This window comes from Rathayibacter sp. AY1F9, from assembly GCF_002932155.1.
Taxonomy (GTDB): Bacteria; Actinomycetota; Actinomycetes; order Actinomycetales; family Microbacteriaceae; genus Rathayibacter.
Genome location: NZ_PSVA01000016.1, coordinates 21,497 through 36,322, shown reverse-complemented (window position 1 = coordinate 36,322; position 14,826 = coordinate 21,497). Strand labels below are relative to the sequence as shown.

Sequence of the window (14,826 nt, the reverse complement as noted above, 5' to 3'; positions counted from 1 at the left end):
CGGCGGGCGGGGCGCCTGCTCCGGGATGTAGGTGACGCACGTGTGGTTCCGGCGTCGACGCAGGTTCAAGATGGAGCCGTACGACCCCGATGAGAACCCGTCGCGCGAGCCCGCCTCCGTCGAGGAGGCCGCCGAGGAGGGCCTGATGCTCGCGCAGTACGCGAGCCGGATGGCCGTGAAGAACCGTGTGCTGATGGACGGCCTCGGTGCTGACGTCCCCTTCGACTCGGGCCGCTACTCCGTCGTCGCCGCGGAGGAGCTCGAGAAGCTGGCGCGCGAGTCCGAGGCAGCCGCCGAGCGCCTGCGCGGCATCGCCGCCGACGTGACCTCGGTGGGCGGCCGCTCCGACCACGTGCACGACTACCGCTCGGCCGACGTCGACAACCTCGACCACCGCGAGCGGCTCTCGCTCCTGGTCGCCGACTCCCTCCACAGGCGGGCGCAGGACGAGGAGTACCTCGCGACGCTCGTCGACGACGCCCGCCAGGACGCGTGGCGCGAGCTCGCGCAGTCGATCGAGGAGACCCTCGACCGCACCTCGCGGATCGACCCGGACGACGAGGAGTACCGCCGCGACCGCTCGGTGCGGATGGCGCTCGTGGTCGTCGACGACCTGGTCAAGCTGGCGGAGGAGCGCGGCGTCAGCCTCGAGGACTGACGGGCTCGTCGTGGGACGCCGGGACGGGGCTCAGGCCCAGCCGGCGCGGAACGACTCGGTCGCCTCGGCGGAGCGCTCCCGGACCGACTCCAGCAGCTCCTCCATGGTGGAGCTGCGGAGGAACGCGAGGCGGTCGAGCTCGGTGACCGGTGCGACGCCGGCGAGCTGCCAAGCGTGCGCGGCCGGATCCTCGGCGAGCTCGACGACCGCGCCGTAGCGCTGCTCGACGAACTCGCTCGCGACCGCCAGTGCCGTGCGGACCGCCGACTCCGCCGCAGCCAGCGCGGGGGCGTGCTTCTCGTCCCACTCCAGATCGGGCAGCAGGCGGACCTCGGCGCGCGGGTACGGGTCGTCCTCGTACCAGCGGACGACCTCGAAGCGCTCCTCGCCCACGGAGTCGAGCGTGACGAACGACTCCGCCCCGTCGATGTTCAGGATGCGCGCGCGGGCGCCGACCGCGAACCGCTGGTCGCCGCCGCCCACCTCCTGGCCGCGCTCGATGAGCACGACGCCGAACGCGAGGGTCTCGTCCTCGAGGACGTCGCCGAGCATCCGCAGGTACCGCGGCTCGAACAGCCGGAGCGGGAGCGGCATGTGCGGCAGGAGCACGGAGCCGAGCGGGAACATCGGAAGATCAGGCACAGGATCAGGCAATCACGTCGAGCGGGGAGCGGCCAGTACGGGCGCGGCGCGTCGGGACGTGCTAGCGCATCGCGCCACCGTGTCGTCCGCTCGCGGATGCTCGCCACGCCCCGGACGATCTCCGACGGCCCGGACCCACCCGCGAGGCGCCCACTCAGACTGGGAGCATGGATCTCGCTGACCTCCGCGCCGTCGTCCGCGCGGACCTGGCCGCCAAGGGCCACGCCTCCGACCGGCTCACCGTCCTCGTCCTCCGACTCGGGCAGTACTCGAGCTCTCGGAGGACCCGGCTCCCCCTCCACCTCGTCTACCGCCTGGTCGATCTCGTCTGGACCCGCATGATCGTCGGAGCCGAGCTGCCGCCGGCCGCTCAGGTCGGGCCCGGCCTGCGGCTCCCCCACTGGGGCCGCGGCGTGATCCTGCACCCGCGCACGGTCATCGGGAGGAACGCGTTCATCTACCACGGCGTCACCATAGGCGAGTCGAAGGGTCGGACGCCCGTCATCGGCGACGACGTCTACATCGGCGCCCGCGCGACGATCGTCGGGGACGTGACCGTCGGCGACCGTGTGCGGGTCGGAGCCGGCGCCGTCGTTGTCCGCGACGTCGCATCCGACTCGTCCGCGGTCGGCGTGCCGGCGAGGACCGCGTCGGCGCCGTCCTGAGGCACGGCCCGTCGGCCTGACGGGGCCGGACCGTCCGCTCCGACGAGAACGACATCAGGTGGAGGCCCGACCCGGCGCTGGAGAGGAGGAACCACCGCGGGTGGAGCGGAGTAGGGCGTACGGGACTTGAACCCGTGACCGACGGATTATGAGTCCGCTGCTCTGACCGGCTGAGCTAACGCCCCGCGGCGGCCGTCCGAGCGGCCGTCAGGTGGCGGCGGGTGCGGACGCTGCGTCGGAGGCCGGATCGGCCACCGGCTCCCCACGATACAGGCTCTCGAAGGTGCTGATCGTGCGGTTGATGTCGTGCGCGGCGACGATTTGGAGGGAGGCGCGCTTCATCGCCTCGAGGTCCTCCTGGTCGGCCGTGAGCACGGCGGTGAGGCGGTCGGCGAGGGCCTCGGCGCTGCCCGGCGCGAAGAGGTAGCCGTTCTCGCCGTCGTGGACGAGGTGCGGGAGGGCCATCGCGTCGGCGGCGACGACGGGGAGGGCCGAGGCCATCGCCTCCATCGTCGCGATGCTCTGCAGCTCGGCGATGGACGGCATGGCGAACACGGTGGCGCGCGTGTACGCCTCCTTGAGCTCGGCGTCCGAGACGTAGCCGGTGAAGCGCACGCGGTCGGCGATGCCGAGGGTCGCGGCGAGCTGCTGGAGGTTGCGCATCTGGTCGCCGCCGCCGACGATCTCGAGCTTCGCGTCGAGCGCCGGATCGAGCAGGGCGACGGCGCGGAGCAGGACGTCGATGTGCTTCTCGCCGGTCACGCGGCCGACGAAGAGGATCGAGTCGCCGGCGCGGGCCGAGAAGTCGGGCGTGTAGTTGTCGGCGTCGATGCCGCAGGAGATGGCGTGGACGCCCCGGAGGCCCGTGTACTTCTCGAGGAACTGCGCGGCCTTGCGGGTCGGCGTGGTGACCGCCTCCGCCCGGCCGAAGGTGCGGCGCGCGGCCCGCCACGCCATTGCCACGGCCTTGGCCTGCACGGCCTTCGGCAGGAGGGTGAACTCGAGCATGTTCTCGGGCATGAAGTGGTTCGTGCCGACGATGCGGATGCCGCGCTTGGCCGCCTCGATCCCGAGGCCGCGGCCGACGATGATGTGCGACTGGAAGTGCACGACGTCGGGCTTCACCTCGTCGAGGATGCGCGCGCTGTTCTGCCGGATGCGCCACGGCATCGCGAAGCGCAGCCAGTCGTGCGGGTACCAGCGCCAGCTGTAGAGCCGGTGCACGATGATCCGCTGGCCCTCGTGCGTCTCGACCCGGGTGCCGCTCCAGCCGTCGGCCGAGGGGGCGACGACGTGGACCTCGTGGCCGCGCTGCGCGAGACCGGCGGCGAGGCGCTCGGCGAACTTCGCGGCTCCGTTCACGTCGGGAGCGAAGGTGTCGCAGCCGATCACGACCGTCAGCGGTCGGGAGTCGGGCGATCCCGGTCGGGACGCGTCGCGGGGATCTGACACGGGAGGTCCTATCGGTGTCGTGCCGCTCGGGGAGAGAAGGGAGCGATCGGCGGAGGTCGGTCGGTTTCGTGGCTCTCGGCGCGGACCCATTGTAGGCAGAGGAGTCCTCACCACTCGGGATCCCGCGCCGTCAGCGCGCCTGCGGGTGGTGCTTGGCGAGGAGGAAGACGCCGTAGATGGCGACGGCACCGGCCGCGATGAAGAGCGGGATCGCCCACGGGGCCGCGTACTGCGCCTCTCCGAGCACGACGATGCCGATCGCGACGGCGACCAGCGGGTCGATGACGGTGAGGCCCGCCACGACGAGGTCCGGCGGGCCGGAGGAGTAGGCGTTCTGAACGAAGTACCCGCCGAGCGCGGTCGCGGCCAGGAGCGCCACGATGCAGACCACCGTCAGCGGGTCGAACTCGCCGTACTTGATGCGGTTGAGCACGACCTTCGCGAGAGTCGCGACGAAGCCGTAGACCACTCCGGCGCCCACGATGTAGAAGATCGCCTTCGCTCCGCGGCGGAAGACGCGGAAGGCGACGACGAAGACCGTGAGCACCACGGCGAGGATCACGAGGATCGTGATGAGCTCGGGCGTCTGGATGGACTTGTCGACCGCGTTGAACGCCGCTACGAGGACGAACGTGCCGACGCCTCCGACGCAGAGCACGATCGCCCGGATCGACGCCGCGTTCAGGCGCACCCGGCTGACCCGCGCGTTGACGACCGCGGTGATCACGAGCGCCACCGCTCCGAGCGGCTGCACCACGATGAGCGGGGAGAAGCCGAGGCTCGTCAGCTGGAAGACGATCGCGAGACCCAGGAGCAGGGTGCCGATCACCCACGAGGGGCGCGAGAGCAGCGCGACCAGCTGTCCGCCGCTGAGCCCGGAGGAGCCGGAGCGCTTCGAGAACCGCTCCACCTTCGCCACTCCCCGGTGCTGGAACTGCGCGCCGAGGGAGAGGAACACCGCGCCCACGAGAGCGATCGGGATGCCGATGAACTTCGCCGGGTCGTTGAGGAGTTCGGCGAGATCGGCGGGCATGGGTCGACCCTACCCAGAACGCCTCCGGGAGTCCTCCGACGCACGGGTGAGGGGCTGAGCCCAGCGGATGATCCTCGCGGACCCGGTCGGCGGCCCCGCGGTACCCTGTCCACCATGGCCGTCCTCCCCATCCGCATCGCCGGCGACCCCGTCCTGCACTCCCCCGCCGCCCCCGTCACCGAGTTCGACGATGCGCTGCGCACCCTCGTCGCCGACATGTTCGAGACGATGGACACCGCCCCCGGAGTCGGCCTCGCCGGCCCGCAGGTCGGCGTCCCGCTGCGCCTGTTCGTCTACGACTACGCCGACGACGACGGCACCCCCCGCCGCGGCGTCGCGATCAACCCTGAGCTGTTCGTCACGCCGACCCCGCTCGGCGAGGCGGACGAGGACACGGAGTCGGAGGGGTGCCTCTCCTTCCCCGGCGAGCGCTTCCCGCTCCGCCGCTCCGAGCGCGCGATCCTCCGCGCGGTCGACCTCGAGCAGGAGCCGTTCGAGATCGTCGCGGACGGCTGGTTCGCCCGCGTGTTCCAGCACGAGTTCGACCACCTCGACGGCGTGCTCTACATCGACCGCCTCGAGCACGACTACCACAAGCCGGTCGCGAAGATCACCCGGAAGCGCGGCTGGGGCGGCCCCGGCGTCTCGTGGCTGCCCGGCGTGGAGCACCTCGAGGACTGACTCAGGCCAGGTCGACCCCGTGCACGCCGTTGTGGTGGCGGATCGCGGGGAACGAGGCGGTGACGCTCCGGCCGACGCCGGGCGTCCGCTTCTCGGTCACGTCACCGCCGAAGAGGGCGGCCCGCTCGCGCAGCTCGGCGAGCGCGGGGCTGTCGATGCGCTCGGTGAGCGAGCGCAGATCCGCCTCGAGAGCGCTGGCGTCCTGCTCCGCAGCGCCGTGCTGCTCGCGGTCGTCGTCGACCTCCACCCGGAGGCCGGTGGTCGTCCATCGGGAGCTGATGCGGACCTCGGTCCCCGCGCCGCCGGTCTCCAGCGCCGAGTCGAAGGCGTACTCGAGCACCCGGAGCACGGCCACCTCGGCGCCGTCCTGCAGCGGGAACGGCTCGCCGAACGACTCCTCGCGGACGCTCAGGCCTCGCTCGCGGGCGCCCTCGATCAGGGGGACGGAGCCGCCGGTGCGCGGCAGCTCCCCCGGATCGACGGAGGCGACGGTCGCGATGCGGCGCAGCTGCGCCAGCGAGGCCTCGGCCGCCCGCACGGCACGCTGCGCCGACCGCGCGGCTGCGGCGGGGTCGCGGTCGATCGTGAGACGGACGCTCTCGGCCTCCTCGACGACGTGCGCGGCGCTGCGGACCGCGAGCTGCTCGAGCTCGCCGACGATGCGGAGCCTCGCCTCCTGCTCGCCGACCGCCAGCTCGAGGCGGACGACGCGCGCCGCCTCCTCCGCACGGCTCTCGGCGGCACGGCGCTCGGCGCCGACGGCGCGGCGCCACAGCACGACGACCGCGACCAGGGCGATCAGGGCGAGGACGAGGACGACTTCGAGCACGACGGCCTCCGGGGGGACGGGACGGGTTCGGCACAGGAGCGCCGGAGAGAGATCGTACCCGCGCCGCGGACAGCGGACCTGAGGCCGCGGAGGGGGTTGCGGAGCCGTACTCAGCCGTCGGAGCGCACGGAGCGGGTGACGGTGAAGCGGCGGTCGCGCGCCACCACCGTGGTCGGCCCGACCGCGCGGCGCAGCTCGGCCGGATGCGCGAGGTGGGAGTTGAAGACCGTCCACAGCACGCCTCCGGGGCGCAGCACGCGGCCGGCCGCGCGCAGCATGCGCCGGGCGACGAGGTCGGTGACGGCTCCGTCGGAGTGGAACGGCGGATTGCAGAGCACGACGTCGACGGAGGACGCCTCCAGAGTCGAGGCGTTGTCGTCGCGGAGGACGCGGACGGCCAGCCCATTGGCCGCCGCGGTCGCCCGGGCGGACTCGACCGCGGCACGCGAGGTGTCCGTCGCGGTCACGGCGAGGTCGGGGCGGGCCCGGGCCACCACGGCGGCGAGCACGCCGGTTCCGCAGCCGAGGTCGAGTGCGGTGCCCGCGGGGAGGGAGTCGAGATCGAGGGCGGCGAGGAGGGCGCGGGTGCCGAGGTCCAGTCGTGCACCTGCGAAGGCTCCCGGCAGTGCGACGACCTCGAGGTCGAGCTCGTCCAGACGGCGCCGCTCGGGCCCTGGCGCGGGCGGCTGGTCGGGGAGCGCGCCGCTCGCGAGCAGGGCGCGCGACTTCTGCCGGGCGAGGGAGACGTCGATCCGCTCGTAGCGCACGGCGAGCACGTCGTTCATCGTGCGGGTCATGTGCTTGATGCGGCCGGCGCCGATCAGGGTCGCCGCCGGGTTCGCGAGTGCGGTCCCGGCCGCGACGGCGGCCAGCGCGTCGAGCGAGCGCGGCAGGCGCAGGAGCACCGCGTCGGCGTCGCGGACGGCCTCCGCGACGGAGTCGACGATCTCGATCGGCGCGAGATCGACGCCCGACCCCCGCACCGTCTCGAGGTTCTGCGCGAGAGCGCGCTCGGCGGTGATCGAGTCCTGCACGACGCGCACGGCACGGCCGTCGGCGGCGAGGCCGAGGCTCAGTGCCCCGTAGGCGTCCCCGATCACGGCGAGGCGGCCGCGATCGGCGGCGAGGTCGAGCAGCAGACGGTCACTGGCGTCGACGGCGACGAGATCCGGCGCCTCGACGTCGGGGCGGCGGCGCAGGAGAGCGAGCACGTCCTCGCGCATCGCCCCTCCGATCGTCGGTCCGAGCGGGTGGGCCCTCGAGGGCGACCGCTCGCGGGCACGAAAAAAGGGCCCGAGAGTGGAGTCCCGGACCCTTCGCTCCCCGACTTGGACTCGAACCAAGAACCTACCGGTTAACAGCCGATTGCTCTGCCAATTGAGCTATCGAGGATCATCCGACCGCCCGGAGGCGATCAGCGCGGTACTACTTTAGCAAACTCTCCGCGAACGCAAAATCGGGCGCGCACTCAGTAGCCGGAGCCCGGGTCGACGCGGCCGACGAACGGCCCGCCGGCGGCACAGGCGGCCACGTTGGCGCGCACGCGCTCGGCCAGGAGCGGCGCGGTGATCTCGGGGGTGTCCGCGCTGTGGGGCGTGATCAGGCACCGGGGCTCGCTCCAGAGCGGATGCCCGTCCGGCAGCGGCTCGGGGTCCGTCACGTCGAGCGCGGCGCCCGCGAGACGGCCTTCGGCGAGGGCCGCGACGAGCGCGTCCGTGTCGACGAGGCTCCCCCGGGCGACGTTGACGAGCACGGCGTGGGCGGGGAGCCGCGCGAGCAGACCCGCGTCGACCATCCGCTCCGTGCCCGCGGTGGCGGCGGCGGCAAGGACCAGCACGTCGGCGTCCGCCGCGGCCTCGGCGAGCCGCGACGCCGGCAGGGTGCGGGCCGCGCCCTCCACCGGCTCGTCTCCGCGGCGGACGATCGTCACCCGGCAGTCGAAGACGGCGAGCAGCCGCAGGAGCTCGCGAGCGATCCCTCCTGCTCCGACGATCACCACGGAGGCGCGGTGCAGCGTGACCGCCTTCTTCGGCCCCCACGACGCGGCGCGCGCCCGCTCCGGCAGCGAGCGCAGGAGGGCGAGCACCAGCGCGAGCGCGTGCTCCGCCACCGGCTCCGCGTAGGCGCCCTTGGCGCTGGTCCAGACCACGTCCGCGCGAGACGCGGCGAGCACGGGCGCGAAGACGTCGACGCCGGCCCAGGGCAGCTGCACCCAGCGGATCGACGGGTGCTCCTCCAGCACAGCGGCCAGCTCGTCCGTGCGGCCGTAGGACAGCCAGAGCAGCGCGTCCGGACTCCCGTCGAGTCCGACGACCACTCCCCCGCCCGACTCGACCGCCTCGGCGAACACCGGCTTCGGCCGCGGGAGCACCGCGACGCGCGGGACGGTCACTGGTCGGCCGCCTCGACGCGCTGCGCTCGGGAGGCGTCGAAGCGCTCGTACTCGGCGAAGGCCGCTCCGAGCTCGCGCACGTAGGGGTGCCGGGCCTCGATCAGCACGTCCAGCAGCGGCCCGTACGCGACGACCTCGCCGCCGACGAGCACGGCGATCCGGTCGGTCGCCCGGCTCAGCACGTCGATGTCGTGGCTGACCACGACGGCCGCGAATCCCTCCCGGCGCCGCAGGTCGGCGAGGAGGTCGACGATCGACTCGCGCACCGTCGCGTCGATGCCCGAGGTCGGCTCGTCGGCGATCAGCACCTTCGGCCCGAGCACGAGCGAGCGGGCCACGGCCACGCGCTGGCGCTGGCCGCTGGAGAGCTCGTAGGGGTAGCGGTCGAGCAGGAACAGCGGCAGGTGCACGGAGTCGAGCAGCGTCGCCACCCGCACCGCCGCGGCCTTCGGGTCGTAGTGGCGGTCGCGGAGGAAGATCGGCTCGGCGATCAGCTCCGAGACGGTCAGCTCGGGGCGGAGGGCCGCTCCGGCGTCCTGCGCGAGATGCGCGACGTCGACGGTGAAGCGCTTGAGCTCGCGGGCGGGGAGCGAGCGGAGGCGGTGCCCCGCGACCGTCGCGTCCCCTCCGATGATCACCGGGCGCGTGCGGCCTCCGTCGTGCCCCAGGCCGTCGCCGCCGAGCACGCGCGCGAGCGTGGACTTGCCCGAGCCGCTGCCGCCGAGGATCCCGAGCACCTCCCCCGGCTCCACGCGGAGGCTCACTCCCCGCAGCGCCGTCCACCGGCGGCTGATGCCGCGCGGCGGGTACTCGACGCTGAGGTCGTCGACGACGATGGGGGCCTGATCCTCGGCGGTCCGGCTCACGCCCGGCGCTCCGCCTCGACGATGCTGCGCAGGAGCTCGCGCCTCGAGGCCTGCTCGACCGGGTCGGGCACGGGCAGAGAGGCGAGCAGGCGCTGCGTGTAGGGGTGCTTCGGCGCGGCGAGCACCTCGGCCCCCGTCCCCTCCTCGACCAGCTCGCCGCGGTAGAGCACCGCGATGCGGTCGGCGAGCAGGTCGACCACGGCGAGGTCGTGGCTGATGAACAGGGAGGCGAAGCCGAACTCGCGCTGCAGCTCGGCGAACAGCTCGAGCACGCGGGCCTGCACCGACACGTCGAGCGCCGAGGTGGGCTCGTCGGCGATCAGCAGCTTCGGCTCGAGGGCCAGGGCCCGGGCGAGGCTGGCGCGCTGGCGCTGGCCGCCGGAGAGCTCGTGCGGGTAGCGGTCGCCGTAGGAGCGGGGCAGCTGCACCGCCTCCAGGAGCTCGTCGACGCGCGAGCGCGCCCCGGCGGCGTCGCCGGCCCGTCCGTGCACGATCAGCGGCTCGGCCACGCACTCCGCGATGGTGAGCAGCGGGTTGAAGCTCGACGCCGGGTCCTGGAACACGAAGCCGATGTCGCCGCGGACCGGCCGGAAGGCGCGCTCGCGGATGCCGCGCATCTCCTTGCCGAGGACCTTCAGCGACCCGCCGGTCACCGGCGTCAGGCCCGCGATGGCACGCCCGATGGTGGTCTTGCCCGAGCCGCTCTCGCCGACGAGGCCGAGCACCTCGCCCGCGCGGATGCGCAGCGAGACGCCGTCGACCGCGACGAAGCCGGGACGGCCGAGCCGGCCGGGGTACTGGATCCGCAGGCCCTCGGCGGCGACGAGCGTCTCGGCCTCGGGGGCCTCGGCGCGCTCGACGGCGCGGACGCGGGCGCGCTCGACGCCCTGGCCCACGTGCGGGACGGCGGCGAGGAGCTTCCTCGTGTACTCGGCCTTCGGCGCCGAGAACAGCTCGGAGACCGTCGCCTCCTCGACCAGCTCGCCCTGGTACATCACGGCGACGCGGTCGGCCAGATCGGCGACGACGCCCATGTTGTGGGTGATCAGCACGATCGAGGTGCCGAACTCGTCGCGGCACCGGCGGAGCAGGTCGAGGATCTCGGCCTGCACGGTCACGTCGAGCGCGGTGGTCGGCTCGTCCGCGACGATCAGGCCGGGATCCAGGACCAGGGCCATCGCGATGACGACGCGCTGCTTCTGGCCGCCCGAGAACTGGTGCGGGTAGTAGTCGACCCGCTTCTCCGGCTCCGGGATGCCGACGGTGCGGAGGACGTCGATCGCGCGCTTGCGCGCCTCCTTCTTCGAGACGGAGCCGTGGGCGCGCAGTCCCTCCGCGATCTGCCAGCCCACCGTGAAGACCGGGTTGAGTGCGGTGCCCGGCTCCTGGAAGACCATGGCGACGTCGGTGCCGCGCAGCTCCCGGAGGCGGGCCTTCGGCACGGAGACGACGTCGGTCGCCGCGCTGCCGTCCTTCTTCGAGAGCAGGACCACTCCGGAGGCGGTGGCCGTCTCGGGCAGGAGGCCGAGGATGGTCTTCGCGGTCACGGTCTTGCCGCTGCCGGACTCGCCGACGATCGCCAGGACCTCGCCGCGCTCGACGCGCAGGCTCACCCCGGCGACGGCGCGGACGGCGCCGCGGTCGCTCGCGAAGGCGACCTCGAGGTCGGTGATGTCCACGATCGGACGCGCTGAGGCGTCCCGGACGATGCGCTGGTCGCTCATCGCGTCTCCTCCACTCCGGCGACGGGGTCGTGCCCCGGCGTCTCCAGGCCGTCGGCGGCGAGGACGCCGCCCGGCACGACGGACGTCGCGGCGACGTCGCCGGCACCGGCGGCCACCGCGCGCCGACCGCGCAGGCGCGGGTCGGCGAGGTCGTTCAGGCTCTCGCCCACGAGGGTGATGCCCAGCACCACGAGCACGATCGCCAGGCCCGGGAAGACCGAGGTCCACCAGATGCCGCTCGTGACGTCCGACAGCGCCTTGTTGAGGTCGTAGCCCCACTCAGCGGCCGACGTCGGCTCGATGCCGAAGCCGAGGAAGCCCAGGCCGGCGAGGGTCAGGATCGCCTCGGAGGAGTTCAGTGTGAAGATCAGCGGCAGCGTGCGCGTCGCGTTCCGCAGGACGTGGCGGAACATGATCCGGGGCGTCGACGCTCCGATGACCTTCGCCGACTCGACGAAGGCGTCGCCCTTGATCCGCACGGTCTCGGCCCGGATCACGCGGAAGTACTGCGGGATGTAGACCACGGTGATCGAGACCGCCGCGGCGAAGATGCCGGCCCAGAGGTTCGACTGCCCGCCGGAGATGACGATCGACATCACGATCGCCAGCAGCAGGGTCGGGAACGCGTAGATCGCGTCGCAGATCACGACGAGCACGCGGTCGAGCCAGCCGCCGAGGTAGCCGGAGACGAGGCCGAGGAAGACGCCGAGGAAGATCGACAGGACCACGGCGACGACGATCACGAGGAACGCGGTCTGCGCTCCCCAGATCACTCGCGAGAGGACGTCGTAGCCGCCGACGGTGGTGCCGAGCAGGTGCTCCGCGCTCGGCGGCTCCTGCGCGCCGAACGACTCGCCGCCCGAGCGCAGCTGCGAGTAGCCGTAGGGCGCGATGAGGGGCGCGAACAGGGCCACCAGCAGGAACGCGCCGGTGATGATCAGGCCGGTGACGAGCATCCCCCGCTGGAGGCCGACGCTCTGCCGGAGCTGGTGGACGACCGGCAGACGGTCGACGAGACGACGGCGCGGACGCGCCGGGGAGGTGGTGCTCATGCTCAGTACCTCACTCGCGGGTCGATGAGCGCCGCGATGACGTCGACGATGAAGTTGGTCAGCGCCACGATGACGGCGAGCAGGGCGACGATGCCCTGCACGGCCACGAAGTCGCGGGCCTGGAGGTACTCGGCGAGCTGGAAGCCGAGGCCCTTCCACTCGAAGGTGGTCTCGGTGAGGACGGCGCCGCCGAGCAGCAGGGCGATCTGCAGGCCGATCACAGTGATGATCGGGATGAGCGCCGGCCGGTAGGCGTGGGTGCGGACGAGCCGGAACTCGCTGACGCCGCGCGAGCGCGCCGCGTCCACGTAGTCGGTGCCGAGCGTGCCGATCACGTTGGTGCGCACCAGGCGCAGGAAGATGCCCGCGGTGAGCAGCCCCAGTGCGACGGCGGGGAGCACCGCGTGCGAGAGCACGTCCGAGATCGCGGCCGGGTCGCCGGTCTGGATCGCGTCGATCAGGTAGATGCCGGTCTTGTTCTCGAGGAACTGGAGCGAGAGCTCGGTGCTCGTCGAGGCGCGCCCGGCGACGGGGAACCACTTCAGCCAGACGGAGAACACCAGCTTCAGCAGCAGGCCCGCGAAGAACACCGGAGTCGCGTAGCAGAGGATCGCGAAGATGCGCAGCACCGCGTCGGGGGTGCGGTCGCGGTGGTAGGCGGCGAGCATCCCGAGCGGGATGCCGACCAGGAACGCCACGATCAGGGCGTAGAAGGCGAGCTCGACCGTCGCGGCGCCGTAGGTGAGGAGCACCTCGGTCACGGGGCGGTTGTCGCTCAGAGTGGTGCCGAAGTCGCCGGTCAGCAGCTTGCCGAGGTACTCGAGGTACTGCACGATCAGCGGCCGGTCGTAGCCGGCGGCGGCCACACGCTCGGCGAGCTGGTCGGCGGTCAGGCGGCCGCCGAGGGCCGCCGTGATCGGGTCGCCCGTGGAGCGCATGAGGAGGAACACCAGCGTCACGAGGATGAAGACGGTGGGGATGATGAGCAGGAAGCGGACGAGCAGGTAGCGCCCGAGTCCGCCCCCGGAGCCGCGCGGTCGCCGGGTGGGCGCCGTCGCCGCAGCCGTCGTGGCTGTCGTCACGTGATGCCTTTCGTGGAGAACGGCCGGCGCCTCCTGTCGGGGAGGCGCCGGCCGCGAGGGGGTGGATCAGCCCTTGCTGAGTGCCGCGTAGCGGAACTTGAACGAGGCGTCGAGGGTGTCCTCGGCTCCGCTCACGGTGCTGCCGACGACCGCGACCTGCGAGCCCTGCAGGTAGGGGACGGTCGAGAGCTGCGCCGCGACCTTCTCCTGGATCTGCTCGATCAGCGCGGTGCGCGCGTCGGCGTCAGTGGTCGAGACCTGCTGCGCGATCAGGCTCTGCACCTCGGCGTCGTCGAAGTGGTTCGCGAGGAAGTTCTCCTTGATGAAGAACGGCGAGAGGTAGTTGTCGGCGTCGGAGTAGTCGGGGAACCAGCCGAGCTGGTACGCCGGGTAGACGTCGCTCGAGCGGTCCTTCGAGTACTGCACCCACTCCGTGGTCTGCAGGTTCACGGTGAAGAGGCCGGTCGACTCCAGCTGGTCCTTGATCAGCGCGTACTCGTCGCCCGAGGACGGACCGTAGTGGTCGTTCGAGTACTGCAGGTTCAGGGTGACCGGAGCGGTGACGCCGGCGGCCTCGAGGGTCGCCTTCGCCTTGTCGGCGTCGGGCGCGCCGTTGCCGTCGCCGTAGAGCGACTTGAGCGGCTCGACCGCGCCGGTCAGGCCGGCGGGGACGTAGGAGTAGAGGGGGGTGTAGGTGCCCTTGTAGACCTGGTCGGCGATCTCGTCGCGGTCGATCAGGTCGGCGACGGCCTGGCGCACGGCAAGGGCCTTGGCGCTGTCGGCCTCACCGGTCGTCGCGCCGAAGGGCTGGGTGTCGAAGTTGAAGACGATGTAGCGGATCTCGCCGCCGGGGCCGTCCACGACCTTGACCGTGTCGTTGCCGCGGAGGTCGTCGATGTCCGTCGCCGAGAGGCTGCGGAACGCGACGTCAATGTTCCCCTCCTGGATGTCCAGCTTGAGGTTGGACGAGTCCGCGTAGTACTTGACGTTGACGGTGTCCGTCTTCGCCTCGCCGAGAACGCCCTGGTAGTCCGGGTAGGCCTTGTACTGGATGAGGTTGTTCACGTCGTAGTTCGCGATCGTGTACTGGCCGGCGAAGGCGTCGCCCGAGACGATGTCGGCGTCCGCGGTCAGCTCGTCGGCCGAGAAGACCTCCTCGTCCACGATCGGGCCGGCGGGGCTCGAGAGGATCTGCGGGAAGGTCTGGTCGTTCTCGGACTTCAGCGTGAAGACCACGGTCGTGTCGTCCGGAGCCGCGACGCTGTCGAGGTTCGCCAGGAGCGAGGAGGGGCCGTTCTCGGCCGCGATGCCGACCTGGCGGTCGAAGGAGAACTTCACGTCGGAGGAGGTGAGGTCGTGGCCGTTGGCCCACTTCAGTCCCTCCTTCAGCTTCACGGTGTACTCCGTGGGAGCGGTGAACTCCGCCGACTCGGCGATGTCGGGCTCGACGTCCGGGCTGCCGTAGGGGGTGTTCATCAGGAACGGGAACACCTGGTTCATCACGGCGAACGAGCCGTTGTCGTAGGAGCCCGCGGGGTCGAGCGTCGTGATCTTGTCGGTGGTGCCGATGGTCAGGGCCCCTCCGGCGCTGCCGCCGGACGAGTCGTTCCCGCCGGCGGCGCAGCCCGTCAGCACTAGCGCGACCGCGGCGAAGCCTGCGGCGGCGGCCAGTGCACGGGTGCCGCGAGTGGATGCGGAATTCATCTCCGTCTGCCTCTTCCTGTCAAGGATGGGATGCGGGCGCGCTCCG

At 72.2% G+C, this 14,826-nt stretch carries 14 protein-coding genes and 2 tRNA genes; 3 read left to right on the top strand and 13 right to left on the bottom strand.

Translation table 11 applies throughout. The annotated features are described in order from the left end of the window. Nucleotides 1-70: 70 nt before the first annotated feature. Nucleotides 71-658, top strand: coding sequence for a hypothetical protein (locus C5C37_RS11210; RefSeq protein ID WP_104223455.1), 588 nt, complete (start codon nt 71-73; stop codon nt 656-658). A gap of 30 nt (nt 659-688) precedes the next feature. Here the strand turns inward: C5C37_RS11210 and C5C37_RS11205 are convergent, their stop codons facing one another. Beyond that, nucleotides 689-1,300, bottom strand: coding sequence for an LON peptidase substrate-binding domain-containing protein (locus C5C37_RS11205; RefSeq protein ID WP_244229436.1), 612 nt, complete (start codon nt 1,298-1,300; stop codon nt 689-691). A 167-nt stretch (nt 1,301-1,467) separates the two neighbouring features. Between C5C37_RS11205 and C5C37_RS11200 the strand changes: the two genes are divergently transcribed. Next, on the top strand, nt 1,468-1,965 hold the full coding sequence (locus tag C5C37_RS11200) for a DapH/DapD/GlmU-related protein (RefSeq protein WP_104247517.1): 498 nt from the start codon (nt 1,468-1,470) through the stop codon (nt 1,963-1,965). A 111-nt stretch (nt 1,966-2,076) separates the two neighbouring features. Here the strand turns inward: C5C37_RS11200 and C5C37_RS11195 are convergent. The 3 genes from C5C37_RS11195 to C5C37_RS11185 all read right to left on the bottom strand — a co-directional run bounded on the left by C5C37_RS11195 (nt 2,077) and on the right by C5C37_RS11185 (nt 4,450). Then, a tRNA-Ile gene (locus C5C37_RS11195) sits at nt 2,077-2,150 on the bottom strand. Between the two features lie 22 nt (nt 2,151-2,172). Further along, a complete protein-coding gene (locus tag C5C37_RS11190; protein ID WP_258063521.1) occupies nt 2,173-3,417 on the bottom strand; it encodes a glycosyltransferase in 1,245 nt (414 codons plus the stop codon). Between the two features lie 130 nt (nt 3,418-3,547). Continuing rightward, nucleotides 3,548-4,450: a DMT family transporter gene (locus tag C5C37_RS11185; protein ID WP_104234188.1), complete on the bottom strand. Its 903-nt coding sequence runs from the start codon at nt 4,448-4,450 to the stop codon at nt 3,548-3,550. A gap of 114 nt (nt 4,451-4,564) precedes the next feature. Between C5C37_RS11185 and def the strand changes: the two genes are divergently transcribed. Then, entirely contained in the window at nt 4,565-5,131 is a 567-nt protein-coding gene (gene def, locus C5C37_RS11180) for a peptide deformylase (protein ID WP_104223450.1), read from the top strand. A gap of 1 nt (nt 5,132) precedes the next feature. On the opposite strand, the gene C5C37_RS11175 is transcribed toward def, so the two are convergent. The 9 genes from C5C37_RS11175 to C5C37_RS11135 form a co-directional block, all read right to left on the bottom strand. Continuing rightward, nucleotides 5,133-5,960, bottom strand: a complete 828-nt coding sequence (locus C5C37_RS11175; RefSeq protein WP_104223449.1) for a hypothetical protein — start codon at nt 5,958-5,960, stop codon at nt 5,133-5,135. Between the two features lie 110 nt (nt 5,961-6,070). After that, the gene (locus C5C37_RS11170) at nt 6,071-7,183 is read right to left on the bottom strand and encodes a class I SAM-dependent methyltransferase (RefSeq protein ID WP_104297521.1); all 1,113 of its coding nucleotides are present in this window, start codon (nt 7,181-7,183) and stop codon (nt 6,071-6,073) included. Nucleotides 7,184-7,279: 96 nt separating this feature from the next. Continuing rightward, a tRNA-Asn gene (locus C5C37_RS11165) sits at nt 7,280-7,352 on the bottom strand. 76 nt (nt 7,353-7,428) lie between these two features. Then, a complete protein-coding gene (locus C5C37_RS11160) occupies nt 7,429-8,352 on the bottom strand; it encodes an NAD(P)-dependent oxidoreductase (protein WP_258064092.1) in 924 nt (307 codons plus the stop codon). Further along, nucleotides 8,349-9,218: an ATP-binding cassette domain-containing protein gene (locus C5C37_RS11155; protein WP_167305248.1), complete on the bottom strand. Its 870-nt coding sequence runs from the start codon at nt 9,216-9,218 to the stop codon at nt 8,349-8,351. Before C5C37_RS11155 ends, C5C37_RS11160 begins: the two co-directional genes overlap by 4 nt. Beyond that, nucleotides 9,215-10,942: an ABC transporter ATP-binding protein gene (locus C5C37_RS11150; protein WP_104226684.1), complete on the bottom strand. Its 1,728-nt coding sequence runs from the start codon at nt 10,940-10,942 to the stop codon at nt 9,215-9,217. The genes C5C37_RS11155 and C5C37_RS11150 overlap by 4 nt, the downstream gene beginning before the upstream one ends. Continuing rightward, the gene (locus C5C37_RS11145) at nt 10,939-11,994 is read right to left on the bottom strand and encodes an ABC transporter permease (protein ID WP_104226685.1); all 1,056 of its coding nucleotides are present in this window, start codon (nt 11,992-11,994) and stop codon (nt 10,939-10,941) included. The genes C5C37_RS11150 and C5C37_RS11145 overlap by 4 nt, the downstream gene beginning before the upstream one ends. A gap of 2 nt (nt 11,995-11,996) precedes the next feature. After that, nucleotides 11,997-13,076, bottom strand: coding sequence for an ABC transporter permease (locus C5C37_RS11140; RefSeq protein WP_104223444.1), 1,080 nt, complete (start codon nt 13,074-13,076; stop codon nt 11,997-11,999). Nucleotides 13,077-13,142: 66 nt separating this feature from the next. After that, nucleotides 13,143-14,780 carry an ABC transporter substrate-binding protein gene (locus C5C37_RS11135; RefSeq protein ID WP_104223443.1) on the bottom strand — a complete coding sequence of 546 codons (1,638 nt, stop codon included), beginning with the start codon at nt 14,778-14,780 and terminating at the stop codon, nt 13,143-13,145. Between the last annotated feature and the right edge of the window lie 46 nt (nt 14,781-14,826).